General features: G+C 28.2%; 39 protein-coding genes. All 39 read left to right on the top strand.

What is annotated here, in order from left to right:
* The first annotated feature begins 25 nt into the window (after positions 1–25).
* On the top strand, positions 26–517 hold the full coding sequence (locus BMW96_RS14420) for a crAss001_48 related protein (protein ID WP_244881231.1): 492 nt from the start codon (positions 26–28) through the stop codon (positions 515–517).
* Between the two features lie 4 nt (positions 518–521).
* Positions 522–1,574 carry a nucleoid-associated protein gene (locus BMW96_RS00445; protein ID WP_244881230.1) on the top strand — a complete coding sequence of 351 codons (1,053 nt, stop codon included), beginning with the start codon at positions 522–524 and terminating at the stop codon, positions 1,572–1,574.
* Positions 1,575–1,576: 2 nt separating this feature from the next.
* Positions 1,577–1,780 (top strand): hypothetical protein, encoded by a 204-nt coding sequence (locus tag BMW96_RS00440; RefSeq protein ID WP_092351364.1) that lies wholly within the window; start codon positions 1,577–1,579, stop codon positions 1,778–1,780.
* A 39-nt stretch (positions 1,781–1,819) separates the two neighbouring features.
* Positions 1,820–2,008, top strand: coding sequence for a hypothetical protein (locus BMW96_RS00435; RefSeq protein ID WP_092351362.1), 189 nt, complete (start codon positions 1,820–1,822; stop codon positions 2,006–2,008).
* A gap of 16 nt (positions 2,009–2,024) precedes the next feature.
* Positions 2,025–2,447 carry a hypothetical protein gene (locus BMW96_RS00430; RefSeq protein ID WP_092351360.1) on the top strand — a complete coding sequence of 141 codons (423 nt, stop codon included), beginning with the start codon at positions 2,025–2,027 and terminating at the stop codon, positions 2,445–2,447.
* A gap of 129 nt (positions 2,448–2,576) precedes the next feature.
* Positions 2,577–3,209 carry a hypothetical protein gene (locus tag BMW96_RS00425; RefSeq protein WP_092351358.1) on the top strand — a complete coding sequence of 211 codons (633 nt, stop codon included), beginning with the start codon at positions 2,577–2,579 and terminating at the stop codon, positions 3,207–3,209.
* A 21-nt stretch (positions 3,210–3,230) separates the two neighbouring features.
* Positions 3,231–3,770 carry a dUTP diphosphatase gene (locus BMW96_RS00420; protein WP_092351356.1) on the top strand — a complete coding sequence of 180 codons (540 nt, stop codon included), beginning with the start codon at positions 3,231–3,233 and terminating at the stop codon, positions 3,768–3,770.
* On the top strand, positions 3,751–4,374 hold the full coding sequence (locus BMW96_RS00415; protein ID WP_092351354.1) for a hypothetical protein: 624 nt from the start codon (positions 3,751–3,753) through the stop codon (positions 4,372–4,374). Before BMW96_RS00420 ends, BMW96_RS00415 begins: the two co-directional genes overlap by 20 nt.
* Positions 4,374–4,583, top strand: coding sequence for a hypothetical protein (locus BMW96_RS00410; protein ID WP_092351352.1), 210 nt, complete (start codon positions 4,374–4,376; stop codon positions 4,581–4,583). The genes BMW96_RS00415 and BMW96_RS00410 overlap by 1 nt, the downstream gene beginning before the upstream one ends.
* Entirely contained in the window at positions 4,570–4,704 is a 135-nt protein-coding gene (locus tag BMW96_RS14595) for a hypothetical protein (protein WP_257606861.1), read from the top strand. The genes BMW96_RS00410 and BMW96_RS14595 overlap by 14 nt, the downstream gene beginning before the upstream one ends.
* On the top strand, positions 4,694–4,924 hold the full coding sequence (locus BMW96_RS00405) for a hypothetical protein (RefSeq protein ID WP_092351350.1): 231 nt from the start codon (positions 4,694–4,696) through the stop codon (positions 4,922–4,924). The genes BMW96_RS14595 and BMW96_RS00405 overlap by 11 nt, the downstream gene beginning before the upstream one ends.
* Positions 4,911–5,312, top strand: coding sequence for a hypothetical protein (locus BMW96_RS13990; protein ID WP_092351348.1), 402 nt, complete (start codon positions 4,911–4,913; stop codon positions 5,310–5,312). Before BMW96_RS00405 ends, BMW96_RS13990 begins: the two co-directional genes overlap by 14 nt.
* Positions 5,305–5,919 (top strand): nucleoside/nucleotide kinase family protein, encoded by a 615-nt coding sequence (locus tag BMW96_RS00395; RefSeq protein WP_157796111.1) that lies wholly within the window; start codon positions 5,305–5,307, stop codon positions 5,917–5,919. Before BMW96_RS13990 ends, BMW96_RS00395 begins: the two co-directional genes overlap by 8 nt.
* Positions 5,906–6,346: a hypothetical protein gene (locus tag BMW96_RS00390; RefSeq protein WP_092351344.1), complete on the top strand. Its 441-nt coding sequence runs from the start codon at positions 5,906–5,908 to the stop codon at positions 6,344–6,346. The genes BMW96_RS00395 and BMW96_RS00390 overlap by 14 nt, the downstream gene beginning before the upstream one ends.
* A gap of 1 nt (position 6,347) precedes the next feature.
* Entirely contained in the window at positions 6,348–6,557 is a 210-nt protein-coding gene (locus tag BMW96_RS00385; RefSeq protein ID WP_092351342.1) for an excisionase, read from the top strand.
* Positions 6,558–6,636: 79 nt separating this feature from the next.
* A complete protein-coding gene (locus BMW96_RS00380; protein WP_092351339.1) occupies positions 6,637–7,830 on the top strand; it encodes a tyrosine-type recombinase/integrase in 1,194 nt (397 codons plus the stop codon).
* Positions 7,831–7,906: 76 nt separating this feature from the next.
* Entirely contained in the window at positions 7,907–8,065 is a 159-nt protein-coding gene (locus tag BMW96_RS00375; RefSeq protein ID WP_092351337.1) for a single stranded DNA-binding domain-containing protein, read from the top strand.
* 61 nt (positions 8,066–8,126) lie between these two features.
* Positions 8,127–9,938: a translation elongation factor 4 gene (gene lepA, locus BMW96_RS00370; protein ID WP_092351334.1), complete on the top strand. Its 1,812-nt coding sequence runs from the start codon at positions 8,127–8,129 to the stop codon at positions 9,936–9,938.
* A gap of 164 nt (positions 9,939–10,102) precedes the next feature.
* Positions 10,103–10,234 (top strand): hypothetical protein, encoded by a 132-nt coding sequence (locus tag BMW96_RS14590; RefSeq protein WP_257606862.1) that lies wholly within the window; start codon positions 10,103–10,105, stop codon positions 10,232–10,234.
* 155 nt (positions 10,235–10,389) lie between these two features.
* Positions 10,390–12,483 carry a peptidoglycan D,D-transpeptidase FtsI family protein gene (locus BMW96_RS00365; RefSeq protein WP_092351332.1) on the top strand — a complete coding sequence of 698 codons (2,094 nt, stop codon included), beginning with the start codon at positions 10,390–10,392 and terminating at the stop codon, positions 12,481–12,483.
* A 70-nt stretch (positions 12,484–12,553) separates the two neighbouring features.
* Positions 12,554–12,703, top strand: coding sequence for a 50S ribosomal protein L33 (gene rpmG / locus BMW96_RS00360; RefSeq protein WP_004609845.1), 150 nt, complete (start codon positions 12,554–12,556; stop codon positions 12,701–12,703).
* A gap of 38 nt (positions 12,704–12,741) precedes the next feature.
* Positions 12,742–13,350: an MBL fold metallo-hydrolase gene (locus tag BMW96_RS00355; RefSeq protein ID WP_092351330.1), complete on the top strand. Its 609-nt coding sequence runs from the start codon at positions 12,742–12,744 to the stop codon at positions 13,348–13,350.
* A gap of 333 nt (positions 13,351–13,683) precedes the next feature.
* On the top strand, positions 13,684–14,670 hold the full coding sequence (locus BMW96_RS00350) for an ATPase, T2SS/T4P/T4SS family (RefSeq protein WP_092351327.1): 987 nt from the start codon (positions 13,684–13,686) through the stop codon (positions 14,668–14,670).
* On the top strand, positions 14,663–15,664 hold the full coding sequence (locus BMW96_RS00345) for a type II secretion system F family protein (RefSeq protein WP_092351325.1): 1,002 nt from the start codon (positions 14,663–14,665) through the stop codon (positions 15,662–15,664). Before BMW96_RS00350 ends, BMW96_RS00345 begins: the two co-directional genes overlap by 8 nt.
* A 12-nt stretch (positions 15,665–15,676) precedes the next feature.
* The gene (comGC, locus tag BMW96_RS00340) at positions 15,677–15,979 is read left to right on the top strand and encodes a competence type IV pilus major pilin ComGC (RefSeq protein WP_092351323.1); all 303 of its coding nucleotides are present in this window, start codon (positions 15,677–15,679) and stop codon (positions 15,977–15,979) included.
* Entirely contained in the window at positions 15,969–16,376 is a 408-nt protein-coding gene (locus BMW96_RS00335) for a prepilin-type N-terminal cleavage/methylation domain-containing protein (protein ID WP_092351321.1), read from the top strand. The genes comGC and BMW96_RS00335 overlap by 11 nt, the downstream gene beginning before the upstream one ends.
* Positions 16,363–16,584 carry a hypothetical protein gene (locus tag BMW96_RS00330; protein WP_092351319.1) on the top strand — a complete coding sequence of 74 codons (222 nt, stop codon included), beginning with the start codon at positions 16,363–16,365 and terminating at the stop codon, positions 16,582–16,584. Before BMW96_RS00335 ends, BMW96_RS00330 begins: the two co-directional genes overlap by 14 nt.
* Complete coding sequence (locus BMW96_RS00325) at positions 16,536–16,988, top strand: prepilin-type N-terminal cleavage/methylation domain-containing protein (RefSeq protein ID WP_092351317.1); 453 nt, start codon at positions 16,536–16,538, stop codon at positions 16,986–16,988. Before BMW96_RS00330 ends, BMW96_RS00325 begins: the two co-directional genes overlap by 49 nt.
* Entirely contained in the window at positions 16,972–17,346 is a 375-nt protein-coding gene (locus BMW96_RS00320) for a hypothetical protein (protein ID WP_244881229.1), read from the top strand. Before BMW96_RS00325 ends, BMW96_RS00320 begins: the two co-directional genes overlap by 17 nt.
* Positions 17,347–17,421: 75 nt before the next feature.
* Positions 17,422–17,979 (top strand): elongation factor P, encoded by a 558-nt coding sequence (gene efp, locus BMW96_RS00315; RefSeq protein WP_092351313.1) that lies wholly within the window; start codon positions 17,422–17,424, stop codon positions 17,977–17,979.
* Positions 17,980–18,058: 79 nt separating this feature from the next.
* Positions 18,059–18,529 (top strand): SpoIIIAH-like family protein, encoded by a 471-nt coding sequence (locus BMW96_RS00310; RefSeq protein WP_092351311.1) that lies wholly within the window; start codon positions 18,059–18,061, stop codon positions 18,527–18,529.
* A gap of 50 nt (positions 18,530–18,579) precedes the next feature.
* Positions 18,580–18,918 carry an Asp23/Gls24 family envelope stress response protein gene (locus tag BMW96_RS00305; RefSeq protein WP_092351309.1) on the top strand — a complete coding sequence of 113 codons (339 nt, stop codon included), beginning with the start codon at positions 18,580–18,582 and terminating at the stop codon, positions 18,916–18,918.
* A 96-nt stretch (positions 18,919–19,014) separates the two neighbouring features.
* Positions 19,015–19,419: a transcription antitermination factor NusB gene (gene nusB, locus BMW96_RS00300; RefSeq protein ID WP_092351307.1), complete on the top strand. Its 405-nt coding sequence runs from the start codon at positions 19,015–19,017 to the stop codon at positions 19,417–19,419.
* Entirely contained in the window at positions 19,419–20,735 is a 1,317-nt protein-coding gene (gene xseA / locus BMW96_RS00295; protein ID WP_092351305.1) for an exodeoxyribonuclease VII large subunit, read from the top strand. The genes nusB and xseA overlap by 1 nt, the downstream gene beginning before the upstream one ends.
* 9 nt (positions 20,736–20,744) lie before the next feature.
* Positions 20,745–20,960, top strand: coding sequence for an exodeoxyribonuclease VII small subunit (gene xseB, locus BMW96_RS00290; RefSeq protein ID WP_092351303.1), 216 nt, complete (start codon positions 20,745–20,747; stop codon positions 20,958–20,960).
* 1 nt (position 20,961) lies between these two features.
* The gene (locus BMW96_RS00285; RefSeq protein WP_092351301.1) at positions 20,962–21,810 is read left to right on the top strand and encodes a polyprenyl synthetase family protein; all 849 of its coding nucleotides are present in this window, start codon (positions 20,962–20,964) and stop codon (positions 21,808–21,810) included.
* Positions 21,810–23,684: a 1-deoxy-D-xylulose-5-phosphate synthase gene (gene dxs / locus BMW96_RS00280; protein ID WP_092351299.1), complete on the top strand. Its 1,875-nt coding sequence runs from the start codon at positions 21,810–21,812 to the stop codon at positions 23,682–23,684. Before BMW96_RS00285 ends, dxs begins: the two co-directional genes overlap by 1 nt.
* Positions 23,665–24,465 (top strand): TlyA family RNA methyltransferase, encoded by an 801-nt coding sequence (locus BMW96_RS00275; RefSeq protein ID WP_092351297.1) that lies wholly within the window; start codon positions 23,665–23,667, stop codon positions 24,463–24,465. Before dxs ends, BMW96_RS00275 begins: the two co-directional genes overlap by 20 nt.
* An 8-nt stretch (positions 24,466–24,473) precedes the next feature.
* Positions 24,474–26,129 (top strand): DNA repair protein RecN, encoded by a 1,656-nt coding sequence (gene recN / locus BMW96_RS00270; RefSeq protein ID WP_092351295.1) that lies wholly within the window; start codon positions 24,474–24,476, stop codon positions 26,127–26,129.
* Positions 26,130–26,149: the final 20 nt, after the last annotated feature.

The following is a 26,149-nucleotide window of genomic DNA, read 5'->3' as shown; positions in this document are numbered from 1 at the left end:
AATTTAAAAACGGAGAAATAGAAAAATGAAATTTGATGAAGCATTAAAGTTAATGAAACAAGGGAAGAAAGTAAAACTTCCACATTGGCAAGGTTATTGGTGTTGGGATAATGGTACGGTTATGATCCACTCTCGTACTAGCGAAACCTTTGATTTATTTAATACTAATAACAAAGAATTTACTTTAGATAATATTGCAAGTGATAAATTTGAAGTGGTTCAAGACTTTTACGCTGTTGACAAAGCTATTATGGAGGCTATAAAACAAGCAGTGACAGGATCTGACAACAAAATAATAACAGAAAAATCCTATAAAGAAAGATTTAAAGTTGAATATCAACAACTTAAACAAAGACTAGATGAGTTAGATATTATGTTAACAAAGCATGAGGCGGAAGTTTTAGAATTTACTCCAACTTGTCCGATTTCTATGTTAGAAGATCAAAGATATTGCATGGATAGTTATTTACGAATTCTAAAGACTCGTGCTGAAATTGAAGGGATTGATTTGGGATAACAATATGGCATTTGAAGTGGATATTGTATTTAAAAACAAAGAAGAAATGGAGAAAATAAAAATATTGAATAGAACTGTAATTATTGAAAAAATAACAATCCATAACTTAAATATGGAGGAAGGTCAAACAAATTATTCTAAGGGTTTAATCGATTTGTCTCAAAATAATACAGATTATTATGACACAAAAGTTAGCAAATGCTTAGATAGTGATCAAATAAAAGAAATTATAATAAGCGAAGAACATCATTTACTAAATTCAGCTAAAGTAATGTCAGAAAGTGATCTGGCATTCATTCAAGAATCACAAAGGATTGCAAATGACTGGTTTTATTTATGTAAACAAATTGAAGAAATGCCAAATTTTGATTTGATGTTTGCTCAATGTAATATCAATGGTATTAAACATTTATTAATATTGAAACTTAACTATAAAACACAACCAGTATGTATTGTTGAAGATGATATATACAAGATTGTAACCAGACAAGTTGTTCCTACAAAAGGTGGACAAGTAGATGAAGCTGTTATCATTAACATTGAAGAAGATAAGCTTTCAATTATTGAAAAGAAATTTAAAATAGATGGCAAGCCTGGATATTATCTAAATGAACAATATATTAAAGGAGAACCAAAACTAACAGATAAACAAAAACTAAAAATATTAATTTCAGTTGTTAAAAAAATTAATAGAGATTATGGAGTCGTTGATGAAGATATTTTGGCAGCTCTACATAAAACAATTTTAGAACTAACAATGGATGATGGTATTTTAAATATTTATAAAGCCACATCAAGCTTGTTTAATAATGATTATGAAGCGAACAATGAAGCAGAATTACTACTAACTGATATGGGCATTTTAGATGGCGATGTTATTTGTAATATTAAATCATTAGATAAAATGTCACGTTGTAAATTAAAATTAAACGATGATCGTATAGTTGAATTAGATTTAGAAGATTATGTTGAAGGTATTGACATTAAGACAATCCCTGATACTAACGGTAAAAAACAAATTATTATTAAAAATATTGATGATATTACGGTGACTTAAATATGGGAAAACATAAATATGTAGAATACAGAATTAGTCCAACTTGGAATCGGTGTGATACTTTTATTAATAGAAGATATTTTCCTAATATTTGTAGCGCCTTGGATTTAATTAACGATTATGGGTATGAGATTATTTCAATGTGTTTTAACGATTGTGGTATGATAGCAGGCTTTATAGTTGATGAAGGATTTGGAAAGGAATAGAAAATGAAATTAGAGAAAATTTATATGTATTAATGAAGGTTGGAAATAGCAATAAACTTACTGAATTTTTTAACTGAAGACAATAATTTTACAGGCGATATAACAGAAACTGTTAAATGTGGAAATAAAAGTGCAATTAGATATTTAAGAAAAGAGTATGATGAAACAAACAATAATATTAATTCTAATTTAATTGCTGTCCCACTAAAAGTTATATATGAATGTTAAAGGAGAAAAGTGAAAAATGGAAAAAGAATTATCTTTGGAACGTACTATATGTAAGGAAAATTTTTGGTTACAAGATAATAGTAATTCAACAGATTACTTATTAGCGCAATTTAATAGTTTAAAAAGTATAATTGCAAATGCAATTTACTTTAAAAAACACATTTTACTAGACGGAAGTTTAATTAGAGGTATGGGGAAAAGTCAAACATTAACTGATTTGAGTGAAGCTTACCAATTACTTGTGTTAACTTTCTCAGATAAACATTCTAAAGAAATAAAGAATAAAAATGAAAATAGTATATCAATCGCATTGAGTCAATGGAATAAGGAACCACCTATAATTGAAAAAGGAAAAATTATATTAGTTGACGATATTCCGAGAGCCGAAGCCTTAAAATTAATCAACAATGGTTATATCGTTATATGGTTTGTAATTTAAGAAAAAGTTTCAAATATTGTTAGGATTTATCTAAAATAACGTCAATTTTTTACCATTCAACTTAGTTAAATCCTAAATATTTTTGAATAAAATCGTAGTTTTACTAAATTTAATATAAAAGGAGAAAAAATGGAATATATAGAAAAAGATGGTGACATTATTTACAAGAATAACAATAATGAACAAACAACAAAAATGACTAATTATATAATTAGTCAACATGCAGCAGAAAGATATGTTGAAAGAGCTTGGGGTTATACTACAAAAACAGATCAAGTTAAACATGCCAATTTAAGAAGCAATGAAATTAGAGAATTTATAAATAAACTTTGTAGTTATGGTGAATGTGTTTTTGAAGGTAAAATTAGAAATCATAACCATACAAAAATTTACAAAAATAAAAATTGGATAATAGTTGTTGATCCAAGTAATAACAAGGTGGTTACTTGTTATCCATTGTTATTTGGAGTAGGCGAAGATTTTGATATCGAATATAGTAACCGTTTAACCGATAAATTGAATAAACTAGTCTTAAAAAAGACTGAAGTTGAAAATGAAGTAAACGCCTTTAAAAATAACTACTTAGAAATTATAAAAAATAATAACACTAAAATAAATGAATATAAAAAAATAATTAATGAACTGGTTGAACAAAATAAAGGTTATCAAACTATTGTTGATAATGCTGATAGCGACATAAGAAAAGCAGAAGCTGATATTTACAATTTGGTAGATTCAATGACGGGAAAAAAGGTAATTTAATTAGAAAGGAAAATAGTTATATTGAAAATCAATTTAGAACAGTTAAATGAAATGATTGAAATGCAGCGTCAACTAGATGAGTATATTATGGATAAGCAAGGTGTTGAATATGATACCCATATAGCTGAAAAGATTAGCTTAGCTTTATTTGTAGAATTAGGAGAATTGTTTAACGAATTACCTAGCGGCTTCAAGTATTGGAAACCTAACGCAGTTGACAATAGAGATAAGGCGTTAGTCGAATATGTTGATTGTTTACACTTTGCAATGAGCTTACATTATTATAAAGATGATGAAATTGTAACAGATAATTTAAAAATGTTCGAGCACAATAATACAAACCTATATGAAAACATTTCTAATATTATGGACTCCTTGTTTCATATTGATCCTTATTGCAACATTTATACATCATTATTAGAGGGTATTTTATTATTAGGAAATTGTCTTGGATTTACTTGGGAAGAAATATATAAGACGTATATAAAGAAAAATAAAATTAATTATGACAGACAAATAAATGTAAAGGAATATATGAATAATGGTCAAGATATTGAATAATGTTCGAGTATATGAATTAGCTGAAAGCATTTATGCATCAGGATACCCAATGAGAACATCTGCGCCAGGCGAAGAAGAATTTATTAGAAATGTTTTGGATATTCAAATTGATATAGTAAATGGCAATTATGATAATAGGCATATTAAAAGAGCTATTAAATTAGCTAATGCTAAAGGTAAAGGACACGATCAATATTTAACAGGAATTTTAGTTTCGTTTGATATGTCATTTACAAATAAAGGATGGATTGAAGCGGAACGTTATGCCTTCTTGAATTTTGTCAGCTCCCAAAGTACCATGCATCGTATAACAAAAATGAACATTAAAGAATGTTGTAGCAAAAATGTTGATGAACGAATTATTGATATAGTAAATGAAAAAATAGATAAACACAATCAAACCAAATCTCAGGATGATTATAGAGACTTACTTGACAACTTGCCTAGTGGTTTAATTTTAACTGCCAGAATGACAACTAATTACAGATGTTTAAGAAACATTTATGGACAACGCAGCAATCATAGGCTGGAGGTATGGCAAGACTTCTGCGAAGAAATAGAACAATTGCCAATGGCCAAAGAACTAATTTTAGGAGATTGTTAATGTCCTATCCGTGTATAGAAAATTTTTTCAAAGAATGTGATAGCTGTGGTTTATGTAATAATATTAAACCAATAACTTGCCCTAAGTGTGGGGAAGAGTTGATAAATGGAGACGAATTATTTTTTGAAGAATTTAGCGATAATATAATCGGTTGTACCAAATGTATCTATGTTAAAAATGTGGAGGATTATGCCTGTGAAGAAACATGATTTTAAAGAGAAATGTGATTTTTGTGGTAAGTTTTCATTTGAATATGAAGGAACCAAAGAAGATAAAATCATTTGTAAAGAATGTAAAAATATAAAAGGTAAAATAACTGATGAAAATTGACTGTAGATTAAAAATTAATTTTGAACATGAATTTAATCGTTTGTGTTCAAATCAGTTGCACAATAGTTTAAATACGCTTAATGATGATTTGAGCGGTGAGTATGAATCAAAGTGTAAAAATTGTCCAATGTGCAACTCAAGCATATGTAACAATGATGAATTAAGTATCGAAGATGTTGAGATATTACAGAATTGGTCAGATGAAAATGAAGAAAAATAAAAAAGCTAAAACAAAACTGTATGTAATCATGACAGATGGTAACTTGGGTTATGTCGACCACATTTGTAAATGTGAGAAATGTAAAGAGCGTGGCATGTGGGAAGTTTTTATAAACACACTAAATAATGAATATTTAGATTGTATAAGATTTGATGAATTAAATAAATATATTGGATTTTGTTCAAACAATAAAAAGATCCTAATAAATTGTTATTTTAATAGATATTTTGAAAAAATATTAAAGAATAAAATTGAAGAAATTGGTTTTGATAAAATCTTTCCAGATGAATATTTTGATAAATATTTTATTAATTTTAAATATATACCAAAAAAAGATGATAGTATCTATACAATTATTTTTGACAAAGATAAAAAGGAGAGTGATTAATATAATTATTACAATTATTGGAGGTAGTGGAAGCGGAAAATCCACTTTAGAAAAGAAAATACAAAAAGAATATGAAATGGATAAAATTATTTCATATACTACTAGACCTATTAGAGAAAATGACAATGAAATAGATGGTGTTGATTATCATTTTATTGATGTAGAAGAATTTAATAAATTGAAAGACAGCGGTTTCTTTGCTGAAACTGGTGAATATAATAACTGGCATTATGCAACTGCCAAAGAAGATTTAAAAGATAATTCAGTGCTGGTAATAACACCATCGGGATTTAGACAGTTAAAAGAATACAATGAATCATTAGATAATCCATTTGAAATTATTAGCGTCTATTTAGATGTCGACCAACGTTCAAGACTAATTAAATTATTGGAACGTGGCGACGATATTAACGAAGCCTGTCGTAGAAATACTTCTGATCTTGGTTTACTGGATGGGGTTGAAAATGAAGTGATGTATGTTATAAAAAATTTTGAGTTTAGATTTAGTGTTGAACAGGTGTTCACAATGGTCGAACAGGTTCTGTCTGATTATCACTTACACTTAATTCATCAAATTTATGGAGATAAAATAAATGGAAGTATTTAATTTATATATTGCTGGTGCAATGAGTGGTATTCCACATACAACATATAAACCTAGACGCAATAATATAAAAAATAAACTGGAAAACTATTATAACAACAATTCTAACTCTTATCCTTATATACTATATGTAACTGATCCAAGTGATTATTATAACTATGATAACCAAGTGCATAAATCAGAGAAAGAAGTGATGAATTTTGAGCTAAACAGAGTGAGACACAGCAATTTGATTGTTGTTGATTTTTATGAATCATATTCGTTAGGTACCATGACTGAACTGACTGTTGCACATGAACATAGAATACCTATTATTGGGATAAATGACCGAGAAAATGTATTACACCCTTGGCAGATTGAAATGTGTGAGCGAATATTTAATTCAATTGATGATGCAGTAATGTACATAGGAGAGTTTTATTTAAGTTAATATGAGTAAAAAATATAGCGTTCCAATATGGAAAAAAATAAATCTAAGTGTAGAAGAAGCGGCTGTTTATTCTCACTTAGGGGAAAATAGAATTCGTGAAGAATTGTCAAGTGAACATTGTACTTTTTGTTTAAAGGTTGGGAAAAGTAAAAAGCTAGTGAAACGTAAAGAATTTGAGTTGTGGTGTCAATCTATGAGTGAAATTGTATAACTTATATAGAAGAACTTCTTTTCCAGTGTTATAATTATACTGTAGAAGAAGTTCTTTACTTTTTAAGAAAGGAGAAAAGATGGGAAAGAATCTCAAAGGTGAAGAGCTTGGCGTTGGTTATGGTCAACGCAAAGATAACAATAAGTATTATTTTAGATTTAACAATAGGTTTGGAGCCAGAGAAACTCTGCTGGCAGATAGCTACAGAGAAATCCAAACTTTAGCTAGAAAAGCATTAAAGGAGGATGCTCAAAAGAAAAACGCAACTAAAAACATGACTGTTAAAAAATTATTTGAATATTGGAATGATATTTACAGGGTTGATATAGTTAAAAGTACAACTAGGAGAAAGTATAGAGGAGTATACAATCAGCTTATAAAAGGAAGATGGGCAAACAATTCAATAAAGTCGATTGATACAGTTTTTTTAAAAACTGAATATAGTGAAATATCTAAAATTGCCGCTAAAGGCTCTTTAGAAACCTGGGTATATTTAGTAAAGGGAATGTTTTCAATGGCATATGAAGAAGAATTTATTGGAAGAAACCCTTCAGTGTCACTCAAGGCACCAGAAAGATTGTCAAAAGAAAAAATACCTCTTACTGAAGATGAAATTAGCATATTTTTAACGAATGCTGTACCATCAATCTATTTTAATGTATTTATAGTTGCATTAAATACAGGTTTGAGGGTTGGTGAAATTTCTGGTCTAAAAATTACAGATGTGGATTTTGAAAACAAAACAATTTATATTCACCGTCAACTGCACTATCTTCATGACAAAAACGAAATCAGGGAAGATCGGTACTTAGTTGACAGTCCAAAAACTAAAACATCAAATCGTTATATTCCAATAAATGATGCAGCTTTAAAGGCGCTTAAAAATCAACTGGCGTTAAATAAACTTATATTAAACAAAGCACGAGTAGCAAAAACAGTCGGAAACAAATATGAGGAGCTAATGTTTTTGAACAGTAATGGAACACCTGTCTATGAAAGATTATGTAATGATGCAATTAAGAAAATTATTCGAAATATTAATCTTAAAAGAAGTCCGCAAAACGAATTCAGAAAGTTTACAATGCACGTTCTTAGGGTAACGTTTGCATCAAAGTGTTATGAATCTGGAATAGATATGAAGCTTATTCAAAAATGGTTAGGTCATTCTAAAATTACTACCACTATGGGGATATATGTCAAGCTTCGAGCAAAAGACGATCTTGAAAAGATTAATATAATATCAACTGGTACAGACCTGGTACAAGGCGGTTAAAAAGCTTGTATCTGGCGCTGAAAACGCCTATAAATACGTGATATTCATCTTAGTACTTAGTAGTGGTATTGCTGAAATGATTATCGAAACAGCTACACCTGGTAGTATGATGGCAGTAAAAGGACGCTTGCATTCACGAACTTTTGAATGTGGTGATGCTAAAGTAATTACTTCAATTGAGGTTATAGCTGAACATGTTTCATTATTAGATAAATATTTTAATCAAGATAAATAAATACTATTTGAGTTTATCCTGCTAATTTGTTATAATATCATAACGAAAGTGGGTGATAAAGATGACTATTGATCAAAATAAAATAAGAAATTTTTCTATTATCGCACATATCGATCATGGTAAAAGCACCCTGGCAGATCGTATTCTTCAGATGACTGGAGCTGTTGCTGATCGGGAAATGAAGGCTCAGTTACTTGATAGTATGGATTTAGAGCGTGAAAGAGGTATAACAATAAAGTTGAATGCAGTTCAATTAAATTATACTGCTAAAGATGGACAAACATATTTATTACATTTAATCGATACACCAGGACATGTCGATTTTACATATGAGGTATCTCGTTCATTAGCTGCTTGTGAAGGTGCAATACTAGTGGTTGATGCTGTTCAAGGGGTGGAAGCGCAAACATTAGCAAATGTTTATTTAGCGTTAGATAATAATTTAGAAATACTTCCAGTAATCAATAAAATAGATTTACCAAGTGCCGATCCTCAGCGAGTAATTAAAGAGGTTGAAGATGTTATTGGATTACCTGCTGATCATGCTCCGCTGATTTCTGCAAAGACAGGTTTAAATATTGATGATGTTCTTGAAAAGATTGTTAAAGAATTTCCTGCACCAGCTGGAAATATTAATAATCCAACTCAGGCATTGATTTTTGATTCATATTATGATAGCTATCGTGGAGTAATTGTTTTTGTTCGAATCAAAGAAGGTAAGATCAAGGTTGGAGATACTGTTAAGTTTTTAGCAACAGATGCAACTTATGAGGTTACTGAATTAGGAGTTAGAACACCAAGAGAAGTAAAGAAAGAAGAACTAGTTGTTGGTGAAGTAGGTTGGTTTTGTGCTTCAATTAAATCAATTCAAGATATACATGTTGGAGATACTGTTACAACACTTGAAAAAGAATCAAGCGAGCAGTTACCAGGGTATCGGCAAATGAATCCAATGGTATATTGTGGACTTTATCCAGTTGATAATGCTCGATATAAAGATTTACGTGAGGCTTTAGAAAAAATGAAGTTAAGTGATTCTTCACTCATGTTTGAACCTGAGACATCTCAAGCTCTAGGATTTGGATTTAGATGTGGTTTTTTAGGATTACTACATATGGATGTAATTCAGGAAAGATTAGAAAGAGAATTTGATTTGGATTTAATTGCTACAGCACCTTCTGTTATTTATCATTGTTATTTAACTGATCGTAGTAAAGTGATTGTTGATAATCCAGCAATGATGCCTAATCCTCAAGTTATTGAGCATATTGAAGAGCCATATGTAAAAGCCTCAATTATGACACCAAATGAATTTGTTGGTGTGATTATGGAACTTTGTCAAAATAAACGTGGTGAATATATTGATATTGAGTATATTGATGATACAAGAAGAAATGTTATTTATGAAGTTCCTTTATCAGAAATTGTTTACGATTTTTTTGATAAATTAAAATCAAGTACAAAAGGTTATGCATCGCTTGATTATGAATTGATTGGATATCGTACAAGTAAACTTCAAAAAATGGATATATTATTAAATGGCGAGATAGTTGATGCATTATCAACAATTGTTCATAAAGATTTTGCTTATAATAGGGGTAAAATTATATGTGAAAAACTTAAAGAAATTATTCCTAAACAAATGTTTGAGGTACCTATTCAAGCAGCATTACAAGGGAAGATAATTGCTAGAACAACAATTAAAGCAATGCGGAAAAATGTTCTTGCTAAATGTTATGGTGGCGATATAACTCGTAAGAAGAAATTATTAGAGAAACAAAAAGAAGGTAAAAAGCGAATGAAAGCAGTTGGGAATGTTGAAATTCCTCAAGAAGCATTTATGGCTATATTATCAGTTGATGAAGATAAGTAGCATTATCAAAGAGGACAATGCTTTTCAGTTGTATTTAACTGAATTAAGCATTGTCTTTTTTATTGAATATATTTAAATAAGACTTTAAAATAATAGATACTATCAAGGAAAATTATGATAATTTAATATTTTTGCAAAGGGACTAAGGTTTGGAGGAGGATTTATTGATAAAGTTGCTTTTTAAATGGTTTAGTATTGAATTTATTTGTGAGCATTTGGGTTGGATTGTTCAAGCAGTTGAAAATGGGACTAATTGTTTAGGTTATCATTATTGGGTTACTTTAAATAGTAATTAAGAAAAGTGTTAACTGTATTAGTGAAGTAGCAAGAAGTAATGAATTTAAGTAGTAAATGATTTTGGTCACTTTCTTTATTTTATGGTAAATTTCTGTTTTGATTTACTTAAAAGAGTATTTAGTCTATAATAATTAAGTAATAAGGAGGCAAAGAAATGTCATTTAACTTTCGAAATAAGATGCATAAAATTCGTTTTTATGGTGCCTTAGAACAAGAACGTGAACAAAAGAGTCAGCAAGATAATATTATTAGTAGACGTTTGATCGTTTTGCTATGTTTTATTATTGCTATTACTTCAGTTATGGCTGCTAGGTTGGCTTTTATCCAATTTAATGAAGCTGATGAATTGGCTATAAAGCTTGAAAAATATGGTATTGCTACTTATTCAACTGATGCACCAAGAGGTGAAATCGTCGATCGTGAATATACAAAATTAGTTCAAAATACCAATGTTATTTGTGCTACATATTATGCACCAAAGAAGATCACTGATAAACAACTTCAGTCTTCAGCTAAATTTTTAGCTAAAACTATCAATCTTGATACTTCTTTGATTTCTAAACGAAATAAGAAGGATTATTTTATTATTGCTTTTCCTGATTTAGCTAAGAATCTAGTTAGTGATGAGGAAAAAGTAGAACTTAAAAAGCAGGCAAATTATGAAAAGGCTTTGTTGAGTTTGCAGATTGATCGTATTAGTGATGAAATGCTTAACGAACATTTGGATGAAGCTACTTTGATCTATACTCATTTTTATTATTTGATGAAAAGTTGTACTAGTGGTTCATCAATTTTAGCTGAGGGAATAACTGAGCAGGAAGCTAGTATTATTGGTGAAAATGCTGATATTTTACCAGGAATCAATGTAACCACAGATTGGTCGAGACAGTATGTCTATGATAATGAGTTTAAGCAGGTGCTAGGAAAAGTTACAACCAAAAAACAAGGATTACCAGTAGAGTTGAAGAATCAGTTGTTAGCTTTAGGTTACCAAAATGATTCACGTGTAGGAGTATCAGGATTGGAAAAACAATATGAAGAGATATTGCGTGGAAATGACAGTAGCTATACACTTAACTATGATAGTAAAGGAAATCCGATCATAACAAATGCGAAGACAGGAACAGCAGGGTCAAATATTCGATTAACAATTGATTGGGAACTGCAGCAGTTAGCTGACAAACTAATTGAAGATGAACTAAAGGCAATGAATAGTCAAAACCGCTTTTTTAATAAGATGTTTTTTACAATGATGGATCCTTATACAGGTGAGATAATTGTAATGTCAGGAAAGATTATCAATAAAGAAACTGGCGAAGTAACAGACTATGCAGCTGGTAATTATTTAGATGCTAATCTTATAGGTTCAACAATCAAGGGAGGAACTGTCTATACTGGATTTAAAGAAGGATTAATTCAAGCAGGAACTACATTTATGGATGAACCTATCAAGATAAAGGGAACTAAAGAAAAGAAATCGCATCGAGATATGGGACTAATTAATGAGATAGATGCACTAGCATATTCATCAAATGTATATATGTTTAGGATAGCGATGTTGCTAGGGGGAGCAAATTATGTTTATGATGGACCATTGAAGATAAACGATGCAGCATTTGAAACACTAAGAAGAGACTTGGGAGAACTTGGATTGGGAGTCAAAACTGGAATAGATGTTCCTTATGAAGAATTAGGAGTTCATAGAGATAGAAATAGAACTGGGGGACTTTTGCTTGATGCTTCAATAGGACAGTATGATACTTATACAAATATCCAATTAGCGCAATATGCATGTACATTGGCTAATGGGGGAAAAAGAATTAAACCTAGGCTGATGATGGATTCATATGTAGATGATCAGGATGGAACAGCAAATGCAAATTATACAGCTAAACCAGAGGTACTAGATGATGTATCAAACCAGGCAACAGCATTTAGTCAGATCAAACAAGGAATGAGAGCCTGTGTAACAAGAAGTAATGGAACATGTAATGCTTTTTGGAGTGGCAAATCATATATAACATATGCCAAGACTGGAACAGCCGAAGATTATACTGGAACAGGAGATACTGATTATCCTAATCATTTACAGATAGGGTATATACAAGCAGATGAAAATAGCAAGCCAGCGATTGCATTTGCATGTGTAGCGATTAGACAGACAAAGGCAACAACTGGAACAAGCTCTGCACCATATATCTCACACCAAATTGTTGATAAATATGTAGAAAAGTATGGTTTAAATTAAAAAATACTAGTAATTGTAAGGATACTGTGTTAATATATTTAACGGAAGTTTACAAATGGAGGTGTAAGTAATGAGAGAAAATATCATTCTTAAATGTACTGAATGTGGTGAAGAAAATTACATTAATACAAAAAATAAAAGAAATCATCCAGATAGAATGGAAGTAAATAAATACTGTCCAAGATGTAATAAAAAAACTGTACATAAAGAAAAAAAATAAGCCTAACGGCTTTTTTTCTTTATAAGGAGGTAGTGTAAATGAAAGTAAAAACATTAATATTAGGAAATATACAAACTAATTGTTATGTTGTTAGTAGTGATGACAAACATTGTTTTATAGTTGATCCAGGAGCTAATGGTAAAAAAGTACTTAATTATTTAAATGAAAATGAATTTGTTTTAGATGCTATTTTATTAACACATGGACATTTCGATCATATTGGAGCAGTAGATTATTTATATGAGCATTTTCATTGTCCAATCTATATTCATCACGACGATTTGTTTTTATTACAGGATGTTAAAGCTAATCTGTCAGTTTATGAAAAACCTTTTGTTGTTAAAGCACCAGTAACTGTTAGTGAAGAAAAGATGCAAATTAATAATTTTGAGATAGTTTGGTTGCATATGCCAGGACATTGTCCTGGTTCATCAATGATATATTTACCTAAAGAGAATATTATTTTTTCTGGTGATGTATTATTTAAGGGATCAATTGGTAGATTTGATTTTCCTAATTCATCTAAACATGATACTAATATATCATTAGGTAAAATTAAAGAATTTGATTTTGATGCTATAGTTTATCCAGGTCATGGAGCTAGTACAACTTTACAATATGAATTATTAAATAATCCTTATTTATAAAGATTATTTAATTGAAAATGTAATTGTTAAAAGTTATTTTAATGAAAATAAATAGTATGTAATAATTACTCAATTAAATGATGCGATTTATTGTTAGTGACTTTATTTTTAGAGTTTACCAATATGGCAGTTATAGGTTAGGTTAAGACAAATTATGTCTTAACCTTTTTATATGACATGTTCGTGCTAACATGTTGTTTTCTATTTTTAATTTAAAACTTATCATAGAAAATGTGAAAATCCTATTTCGTAAGAAGCTGATAATTAATTTATTTGTAAATATTAAAAGTAATTTTACTTTTAATATCGTAAGAGATAATAGGAGGATATTTTATGAATGACTTATTTGAAAAGATAATTAACCATGCTATAGATTATAAAACATCAGATATTCATTTATTGTTAAAACAGCAGTGTACTATTTCATTTCGTCAACATGGTGATTTAGTGCTTTATGATACTTTAGAATACAAAATAGGTATTAAATTGATGAATTATATTCGTTTCAAATCAAATATTGATATTAACTTTCAATTAAAACCTCAAACAGGACATATTAATTATACATATGAAAATAAGATTTATTATCTCCGTATTTCTAGTTTGCCTGGTAAAGATGTTGATAGTATAGTTGTGCGAATACTAAATAATCATCATCAGTTATCAATAGATGAACTTACTATTTTTAAAGATACAAAAAAATTTTTAGAACAGATTGTTAAATTTGATTCGGGATTATTTATTGTTAGTGGGGCAACAGGATCTGGTAAATCTACAACACTCTATACTTTATTAGATACAATTCATCAACGATGTCAAAAAAATATTGTAACTTTAGAAGATCCAATTGAGATTAAGAAATCTTATTGTCTTCAGATTCAGATTAACGAAAAATTAGGAATAACATATAGTAATTCTTTAAAGCAAATCCTGCGTCATGATCCAGATATAATTATGATTGGCGAAATTCGAGATGAACAAACTGCAAAATTAGCAATCACATGTGCTTTGACTGGTCATCTTGTTTTAACTACTATTCATTCAAGTAATTGTTTAACGACAATTAGAAGACTTTTGAATCTGGGTGTTTTAAAAATTGATGTTGAAGATGTTTTGATCGGGGTCTTATCACAAAAAATGCTTTATCATAAAGATAAGCATACTCCACTAATTTTATCCGAATATTTAGATAAAAATAAGATAAGTACTTTTTTTAATAAACAAGTTGTTAATTATACAACATTTAGAGATAATGCACGATATTTATTAGAGAATAATCTAATTAATTATCAGCAAGTAGCAGGAATTTTTTATGAGTGATGATTATCGTTTTTTAGAAAATTTAGCTTATTTTTTACAACAAGGTTATTTAATACAAGATGTTTTAGAAATCTGTGAATTTATTTTTAATACTAATAAGGTAAAAGATATTAAAAGAAAATTAAATAATGGTTTAACATTAGATGAGGCAATTATAGAAGAAGATTTTAATCATACATTTATTGAATACTTTAAGTTTTTTAGAATTAAAAATAATCTTTCTAAAGCAATTATTCAAAGCTTAGAAATTTGTAAAACAAAAGATAATACTTTAAAGAAATTAAAAAAAGAATTAACTTATCCTGTTTTATTAGTGATTTTTTTAATGATGTTTTCACTGTTTATTGTTTATGCACTTTTGCCATCAATAATGCAGCTATTTATAGAATTTGCTATTGAACCAGATTTATTCACAAAAATCATGTTTAAACTATTTACAATTATTCCAATTATAATAATTATTATACTTTTTTGTTTTGGAACAATTTGTTTTGTCTCTTTATATGCGATAAAAAAACAATATTTTCAATTAATTGATTTTTTAATAAAACATGCCTGGATAATTCAAAGAATGATAAAAAAATATTATTCTATTAAATTTGCCTTATATTATAATGAACTATTAATTAATGGCTATGATTCTACAGATATAATTATTATGCTCTATCAACAAATCGATGATAGTGACATTAAAATGTTAATATATGAAATATATAGAAAAATTTTATTAGGGGAATCATTAGAATATATAATTTCTCAGTTTGATTATTTTGAACCACTATTTATCACTTGTTTTAAGATATTATTACATGATAATCGTAGCAATAAATCACTTGATAATTATTTAAAAATATCTCTAGATACTTTGCATTTTAAGGTAACTCAGGTAATTAAATTTACTGTTCCGTTTGTTTATTGTTTTACTGCAGGATTTGTTATTTTAGTTTATATTTCTATTGTTATTCCAATGATGTCAGTGATTAGTAATCTATAAGGAGGAGAAAAAATGAAAAGAAGAGGATTCACGCTTATTGAAATGATATTTTGTATTTCTGTTATCTTAATTATTTTATTATTAGTAATACCAAATGTTACCAGTAAAAATAGGGTTGTTAAAGAAAAGAGCTGTGATGCTCAAGTTGAAGTAGTTAATTCCCAAATTATTTTGTATGAGATCGAAAATGGATATTTACCAACTAGCATTCATGATTTAACTTCTGGTGAGCATCCATATTTAACTGAAAAACAGGTTACATGTCCAAGTGGATTAACAATTTCAATTAGTGATGGGCAGGCTTATGCGAGATAATCAGGGATTTACTTTAGTTGAAGTTATTTTTACAATTAGTATTATTATAATTCTTAGCTTATTTACACTCAGTTTTGCTATCTCATCACCACCACAATTATCAATTGATCAGCAATGCAGTAAAGTTATTGATTTATTGGAAGAGGTAAAAGCAAAAGCATTGATAAATCATAAACAAATTAATGTTTTAATTGATATTAATCAAATTAGTTATAATTATCAAAAAGAATTTATTGTTAAGCTTGATGAAAATTATTATTTTCAAGATAGTTTTGAACTTTATTTTAATAAAAACGGTAATGTTAATAGTGGAAATCATTTGAATATTTGCAATCAAAAAGAATGTCGAAGTATTATATTTAATGTTGGAAGTGGGGTTTTTTATGTTAAAGAATAAAGGGATGACACTTATAGAAAGTTTATTGGCATTTAGTATTTTTATTACTATTATAGTAGTGATTTTTAGTAGTTATACTAGTGGGTTAAAATATTATCAAAAAGACAATGAAAGTTATGAAAGATATATTGAATTTCAAAATGATAAGGAGCTAAATTTATGGCAAACAAACGATTTATCAACATCAATAAACGAGGTTTTACACTGATTGAAGTTTTATTTTCACTATCTATATGTTTATTAATTATTTTAAATGCACTACCAATTATTAAAACAATTGCCTATAAAGATAAAATATCTACTAATTCTAGTAATTATGCAATTGGTGCCAAACAGTTAGCTAAAATATTATACACTTCAAAAAATATTGTTGTTAGTAATGTTTTGTCATTTAAAGATGAAAAAGAACAGTTATATACTATTTCATTACATAATAATAGAGTTGTTAAAGAGCCAGGATTTGATATTATTATCAGGGATGTCAAGAGTTTAGATTTTTATTTAGATAATAAAAAAATATATATGCAACTAAATAATGGTAAAAAGGATTTTTACTATTTAATTGCTACAAATTATGAAAAGATATATGAAAACGATGAACAAATTCAATAAAACCCAAGGTTCAATTTTACAGCTAGTATTAATTATTTTTTTAGTGTTAGTATTAAATATTGGAGTGTTCTTTTCAGGGATCATTAATAATAGTAAAGCAATAAATAGAGTAAAAGAAATAAATGAGAGTCGATTAATTGAATTAACTATTTTAAGATATTATAAGGAAATGATTTTAAATGAAGTTTTAATTAGTGACATTATTAATATTCAGAACTATGTAATCGAATATACAGTTGATGATTTAGGTAATTTTTACTATATTTTAACAACTGTTAGAAAAAAAGAACAGGAATATAGTTTTAATCTAAAAATAAATATTGAAACTTTAGTCATATCTTCATTTGAGTATCAATAATTAGTAAAACTACTTCACTTTATCAATGATTTTTGATATAATCACAGCGTAAATTACAAATAAGGAGATTTTAAAATGATTAGTGTTGGAGACTTAAGACCAGGGATTACTTTTGAATATGAAGGTAACCTATATGTTGTATTAGATTACTCACATAATAAAACAGCACGTGCTGCTGCTAATATTAGAATTAAAATGAAAAACATGAGAACTGGAGCAACTACTGAAGTTACTTTTGGTGGAAATGATAAAGTTAAAAAAGCTCATATCGATAAAAATAAAATGCAGTACCTTTATAATTCTGGAGAAGCATTGGTTTTTATGGACAATGAAACTTATGAGCAAATTGAAATTCCTGCTGATAATCTTGAATGGGAAATTAATTTCTTAAAAGAAAGTGATGAAGTTGAAGTAACTAGTTACGAAGGAGAAGTTTTAGGGGTTTCATTACCTATTAATGTTCCTTTTAAAGTTATTGAAACAGAACCAGCTGTTAAAGGTGATACTGCAACTGGAGCTACTAAAAATGCAGTTATTGAAACTGGGTTCCAAATCAAAGTACCATTATTTATCTCAGAAGGAGAAATGGTAATAGTAAATACTGTTGATGGTAAATATCAAGGTAGAGCTTAACACTAGTTTTAAACTAGTGTTTTTTTCATACTTTTTTTCTTACTGCATATAATAAAGTAGTTGATAAAGGAGAAAAAATATGAATAGACAAGCAATTACTTTTTTAACCTTATTTAGTCTAATTTTAGTACTTTCAATTTACTATATTCTTTTACCTCCTGAAAATACTGTTAATGAAGTAGCAGTAAATAATCAAGAGATATCACAAATTGAAGCATTACAAAAGAATTTAGATAAAGAAAGAGAAGACTTAATAAGCGAAAATAACGCAATTATTGCTTCTAGTGAAAGTGATAGTGATAAAATAGCATCTGCCTTAGCTACTATCAGTGAAGCTAAAGAAACAGCAGCGTTAGAAGCGAAAATTACCAAAATTGTTAATGAAGCAGGTTTTAAGAATGCTTTTGTGGAGGTTGAAAATAAAACTATTAAAGTAATCGTTGATAAAAAAAATGCTAATGGTAATGATGCAAATAGTATAATTAAAGTAATTATGGAAAAAACTAAGAATGAATATCAAGTTGAGGTTAAGTTTATTAGTGAGGCTTGAATTTTATCTTGATTTTATATACAATAAGTGTATATAAAGGAGTATTTGATATGAGTCAGGAATATTATGCAGTAGAAAAAGAAACAAATTTAGGTGCTTTAAATATTGGATTAAATGTTTTTCAATCAATTGCTGTCAAAACAATTGAGTCGATTGATGGGGTGCAGTTTGAAGGAAATATGTTACCTATGCCTGGGAATGGTCCTGTAACTATTCGCCTTAATAAGAATAATCAAGTTATTGTTGATATCGCTATTTTAATTGATTATGGATTAAATGTTACGACAATAACAAATACATTACAAAATAAAATTGCACAAAGTTGTTTTGAAATGACAGGTATTAAAAACATTAAAGTCAATATTGAAGTAAAAGGTATTAATTTTTAAAGATTATCAAAAGATAATCTTTTTATTTTCTAATTCATTTATTTTAAAGGTCAAATATGGTAAAATCAGATTAGATATTTTGGAAGGACGGTTTAAATGAAAAAATATAGAAAAAAATTAATTAGAGAAAAAGCGGTTATTGCGATTTATCAAAAACTACTTGTAGATATAAATGAAGAAGAAGTACGTGAGTATTTAAATAGTGATAAAGAAATTGCTAGTAATCAAGAAGATTATGAATATTGTTTTATGTTAATTACAAGTATTGCTGGTGAAATAGAAAAATATAAAGCAGAAGTAGCAAAATATTTAAAAGCTGGTTGGACGATTGATAGATTATCAAAAATGGAATTAGCAATTCTTTTGGTAGGTTGTTATGAATTATTAGAAACTGAGCAAGGTAAGGAAGTTATTATTAATGAAGCAGTAGAACTTTCTAAAAAATATTGTGATGAAGATGCTTATAAGTTTATTAATGGATTGTTAAATAAGATAAAGTGATGGAAAAAAGATATTTAACAGTAAGTGCATTAAATCGTTATTTAAAAGCAAAAATTGATGCAGATACACAGCTACAAAAAATCTTAATTAAAGGTGAGATTTCTAATTTTAAACATCATACTTCTGGGCATCTTTATTTTACGTTAAAAGATGAGAAATCAAGAATTAATGCTGTTATGTTTTCTTCAAAGGCAAATAAAATGTTATTTGAATTAGAAAATGGTATGAAAGTTTTAATTCAGGCTAGTGTTTCAGTATATGATGTAGCAGGAACATACCAATTGTATGTCGATAGTATTGAACAAGATGGTTTGGGAAATTTATTTTTACGATATGAACAATTAAAAAAACAGCTTTCTTTGGAGGGGTTATTTGATTTAGATAAAAAGATTACAATTCCTAAGTTTCCTAGTAAAATTGCTGTATTATCAGCTTATCCTAGTGCAGCACTTGCTGATATTGTAAGAACGATCAATTTAAGATTTCCAGTAGTTCGAGTAATTGTTTTCCCTATTCCTGTTCAAGGAAAAGATGCATATATTCATATAATTAGAACTTTAAACTATGTTGATACATTAAAATTTAGTACTATAATTATTGCTCGTGGTGGCGGATCTTTAGAGGATTTATGGAACTTTAATGAAGAAGGACTAGCTAGAGCAATATGCAATTGTAAAACACCTATTATTAGTGGTGTTGGTCATGAAGTTGATTTTACAATTTGTGATTTTGTTGCTGATTATCGAGCTGCAACACCAACTGCTGCAGCAATTAAAGCTACACCAGATTTAATTGAATTAAAACAAAGTGTAAACAACCTTCAATATAAATTAAATACTTTAATGAAACAAAAAATAACTTTAAATGAACAGTTACTTAGAAGAATCAAATCATTTTATTTATTTAAAAATCCTGATAAATTATTTGAAGATAAGAAAGCTAAAGTCGATTATTTATATGATCGATTAAATGATATTTTCACATATAATTTAAGTAATCAATGTAATAAAGCAAAGCATTTAATGCAAATATTTAATCATCAAGCAAATCTTTTTACAATAAATCAAAATAATCATTTAAATTTGATTAATAAGTCAATGGAACAGTTAATGAAACAAAAAATGAAATATGAGCAAGAAAGATTTTATTATTTAGTATCAAAACTTAATACTTTATCTCCATTAACAACACTTGAAAGAGGATATGCGATTATATTGAAAGATGAAAAAGTTATATCTAAGGCTGATGATCTTAAATCAGGTGATAAAGTTGAAATTAAAATGAAAGGCGGTAGCCAAAAAGCTATTATTGAATAGGGGAATATTATGGACAATGTTACATTTGAAGAAGCAATGAATCGACTTGAAGAAATTATTAGAATATTGGAAGATAATCAAACTTCTTTAGAAAAAAGTGTTGATCTTTTTCAAGAAGGAATTAAATTATCTAAAATATGTAGTGATAAATTAGCAGGAATTGAAAATAAAGTAGCAAAAATATTAGTAGATGGAAAACTTGAAGATTTAAAGATTGAGGAATAATATGGAAAAATTGATTAAAGAGATAAATAGCAGATTATTAGAAATAGTCGATAATTATCAAGATTCCGTTGTTAAAGAAGCTATTAAATATTCATTAATGGCTGGTGGAAAAAGAATTCGACCTATAATGATGTTGCAAGTTATAAATAGTTACGGAATTGATTATCATGACTATTTAGATGCTGCTTGTGCTATTGAAATGATTCATACATATTCATTAATTCATGATGATTTACCAGGTATGGATAATGATGATTTAAGGCGTGGTAAACCTACCTGCCACAGACAATTTGATGAAGCAACTGCTATTTTAGCTGGTGATGGTCTTTTAAATGAAGCTGTTAATGTTATTTTAAAAGCGTGTTATAGTAATGATTTAAAAATATCTTTATTACAAATCTTATATCAAGCGAGTGGGATTAATGGCATGATTTTAGGACAAGTTTTAGATATGGAGTTTGAAAATAAAAAAGCTAATCATCAAGAGTTGGATTTAATTCATCATCATAAAACCGGAGATTTAATTAGTGCAGCAATGAAGATGGGAGCCTTGGTTTGTGATTATAAAGACATGCTGATTTGGCAAGAGATTGGATATAAGATTGGTTTAGCTTTTCAAATTCAAGATGATATTCTTGATGTTACTGGTAATAGTGAAATTTTAGGAAAAAAAGTGGGTAGTGATTTACAAAATCATAAATCTACATATGTTTCTTTAATGGGAATTGATAAATCTCAAACAATAGTGAACCAATATTTTAAAGAAGCAACAGAACTTTTATATAAATTGAATGTTAAATATGAATTAATTTTAGAGATAATGGAAAAATTAAAGAAAAGAGTGAAATAATGGATCTAAATGAAATTAAAGATCCCTCTTTTTTAAAAGAGTTGGATATTAGACAATTAAATCAATTAGCCCAAGATATCCGTTATTTTTTAATTAATAACATTTCAAAAACAGGTGGACATCTTTCAAGTAATCTTGGTATTGTTGAACTGACAATTGCATTACATTATGTTTTTAATTCTCCTAAAGATAAAATATTATTTGATGTTGGTCATCAATCTTATGTTCATAAGATTCTTACTGGAAGAGCAAATCAATTTAAAACACTCCGTAAATACCAAGGATTATCTGGGTTTCAAAAACGTTGTGAAAGTTCACATGATGTGTGGGAAGCAGGGCACTCTTCAACTGCGTTAAGCGGAGCTGTAGCAATGGCAATTGCTCGTGATTTAAACAATCAAGATTTTAGTGTGATTCCTGTGGTTGGAGATGCTGCAATGGTTGGTGGAGAATCCCTAGAGGCATTAAATCACTTAGGTTCAATTAATAATAAAGTAATCATTATTTTAAATGATAATCAAATGGCTATTGGCAAAAGTGTTGGTGGATTTGGTGATTTTTTATCTTCAATTAGACTTAGTGGAACATATAATAATTTAAAGCAGGATTATCGAAATATTACTTCAAAAAATAAAATAGGTAAAATGGTATTTAATGTATCTAAACGAGTTAAAGATTTTGTTAAACATGGTTTAATCGATGATACGATTTTTGAGGATTTTGGTGTTGATTATCTAGGTCCTGTTAATGGCCATGATTTAGATGATTTAATTAGAGTTTTAAATTTAGCTAAGATATCTAAAACAAGTGTTGTTGTCCATGTGGTCACAAAAAAAGGACGAGGTTATCGATATGCTGAAAATGATTATGCTGGTAAGTGGCATGGGATAGCACCATTTAATGTAAATGATGGAACAATAAAACACCCTGAACCAAAAGATAAAATCAGCTGGTCTAAACTAGTTGCTAATCATATTGAAAAAAATATGGCTGAAGATGAAGATATTATTGCAATCACTCCTGCAATGATACATGGCTCTGCAATGGATAATATTTTTAAACACTATCCTAATCGCAGTTTTGATGTAGGAATTGCTGAAGAACACGCCCTTACTTTTACAGCTGGTTTAGCTGTTGCAAATAAAAAGCCATTTATTTCTATTTACTCATCATTTTTACAACGTGCCTACGATCAAGTTAATCATGATATTGCAAGAATGGATCTTGGTTGTTTAATTAGTGTAGATCGTTGTGGATTTGTAGGTGCTGATGGCCCTACACATCATGGCGTATTTGACATAGGATTTTTAAATCCTTTGCCTAATGTTATTATTTGTACTCCAAGTAATGCAAAAGATGCTAAAAGATTTATAAATACATATTTAGTGAATAATGATCATCCTTACATTTTAAGAATTCCTCGTGGTTATATCAAGGACGAAGTTGTTAAATGTAATGAGCTTATACCAATTGGTAAATGGAAAATCGAAAATAATGATAACTATGATGTAACAATTATTTGTTATGGTCAAAATGTAAATATGATCAGAGATTATTTTACTGACAAAGATATTAAAGTTAGATTAGTAGATGCTTTGTTTATAAAACCAATGGATCTTGAAATGCTTGAACAATTAGTTGATGATAAACCTCTAATTATTTATGAAACTGAATTAAAAATAAATTCTTTAGCAAGTAATATCGCTTATTATTATAGTCAAAAAGGGATATTGAAACAAATTTATAGTTTTGGAGTAGATGATCATTTCTCAGTTCAAGGGAGCATTAATGAAATTTTAAAGGATGAAGGTTTGGATATGGAATCATTTTATCAAAATATTAAGGAGATAATTGATGAAAAAAGAAAGAATTGATGTTTTATTAGTTGAGCAAGGTTTTTTTGATTCCCGTGAAAAAGCTAAACGGGCTATAATGGCAGGGATAGTTCATGATGACTATGATCGAATTGATAAGCCAGGAACTAAAATTCCAATTGATTCTAATTTATATGTTAAAGGAAATGTCATGCCTTATGTATCACGTGGTGGATTAAAGTTGGAGCGGGCACTAAATGAATTTTCTTTAGAATTGCATGATAAAATAATGGTTGATATTGGAAGTTCAACAGGCGGTTTTACAGATTGTGCTTTACAAAATGGAGCTAAACTTGTATATGCTGTTGATGTAGGAACTAATCAGTTAGTTTGGAAGCTTCGCAATGACCCACGTGTTATTGTAAAAGAACAAACAAATTTTCGTTATGCAACAAAAGAATTATTTGAATATGGGTTACCTTCCTTTGCTTCTATAGATGTTTCATTTATTTCTTTAAAACATATTTTTAATGCTTTAAAAGATATTTTGAGTGATAATGATCAAGTTGTTGCTCTAATAAAACCACAGTTTGAAGCTGGTCGTGAGGATGTTGGAAAAAATGGAATTATAAAAGATAAAAATATTCATCATCAAGTAATTTGTAATGTTATAGAATTTGCTAAAGAAGATGGATTCATTTTAGAAAAACTTACATACTCACCAATTACAGGTGGAGAGGGTAATATTGAGTTTTTAGGATTATTTGTTAAAAATGGCAAAGAAAATATGATAGATATTTTTGATATTGTTGAAGCTGCACATAATTGTTTTAAAGGATAGGTGAAAATATGTTAGAGAGTATTTATATTGAAAATTTTGCAATTATAGATCGTTTAGAAGTGAATTTTCAAGACCATATGACAGTATTAACTGGAGAAACAGGTGCTGGAAAGTCTATTATTATTGATGCTATAGGTCAGTTAATGGGTAATAGAAGTCAAACTACTCTAATTAAAAGTGGTTGTAATGAATTTTTTATTGAGGGTGTTTTCACAATTAATGCTAATTCTGAAGTTTTAAATAAATTAAATGAATATCGGATTGAATATGATGATAAACTAGTAGTATCTAAATCTTTTAATCGTGATAATAAAACTACTATAAAGATAAATTATCGTAATGTATCTAAACAAGCTCTAACGTCTATTATGAGTGAATTAATCGATATTCATTCTCAATTTGAAACTCATAGTTTATTTGATTGTAATAATCATATCAATATTTTAGATAATTATATTGGAGCACCAGTTAATACTTTAAAACAAAAATATATTTCAATTTATTATGAATACAAAGAGGTATTACAAACTTATCAAAAGACAATTAGTGAAGAATTAAGCGATGAACAACTTGAATATTATCAAGGACAATTAGATGAAATTAATAGTATTGATTTTGCTTCTATTGATGAAGATCAGCTTGAACAAGAGAAAAAACAATTATTAGATTATGAAAAAACTGCTGAAACAATTAATAATTATCGTCAATATATGAATGGTGAACATGGTGCATTAACTCTGTTAAACAATGCTATAAATGAATTAGAAAACCTTAACAAACAACCAACTTATCAGCATATTTATGAAAAGATTTATGATCTTTATTATAATTTGATCGATTTAGATAATGAAGTAATTAGTGAATTTAATAATAGTGATTTTGATGAATATCGCTTAAATGAAATTCAAGATATTTTATTTAAAATAAATCGTTTGAAACGTAAACATGGTCAATCTATTAATGCTATTATAGATGCTAAAAATGATTTAGAAAATAAGATTTTAACTTTTACTAACCGCGAATCATATATTGATGATTTAAAAAAACAATTAGATGAAGCTTTAGATAAAGCGAGTGTTCTTGCTAATAAGATAACAGATTTACGTAAACAAAAAGCTATTGAGTTTACTGATAATGTAATGAAACAATTAAAATCATTATATCTTGACAAGGTATGTTTTAAAATTGATTTTAAAACTAAAGACTTACAAAAAAATGGGCAAGATATAGTCACATTTTTAATAGCAACTAATCTTGGACAAACTTTAAAACCATTAAATAAAGTTGCTTCTGGTGGTGAAATGTCAAGAATTATGTTGGCAATTAAAACACTATCTTTATCTTCTAGCTCAATTGAAACAATCGTTTTTGATGAAGCTGATACTGGAGTGAGTGGTAAAGTAGCTGAAGCAATTGGTGCTAAAATGAAAATGATTGCAAAAAATAGGCAAGTCTTATGTATTACTCACTTAGCACAAGTTGCAGCATTTGCTAAAAATCATTATTTAATTGAAAAAACAAATAATGAAAATAACATTAATGTACAGATTCGAGAATTAAATAAAAATGATAGTATTATGGAAATTGCAAAATTAATTTCTGGAAAAGATATTTCTAATGAATCAATTGAGCATGCTAAAAAATTGAAAATAAGTTGTGAATAATTATAAGCATAGTGACCAAA

The organism is Thomasclavelia cocleata (assembly GCF_900102365.1).
In the GTDB taxonomy this organism is placed as follows: Bacteria; Bacillota_I; Bacilli_A; order Erysipelotrichales; family Coprobacillaceae; genus Thomasclavelia; species Thomasclavelia cocleata.
This window is presented reverse-complemented; position numbering and strand designations above follow the sequence as displayed.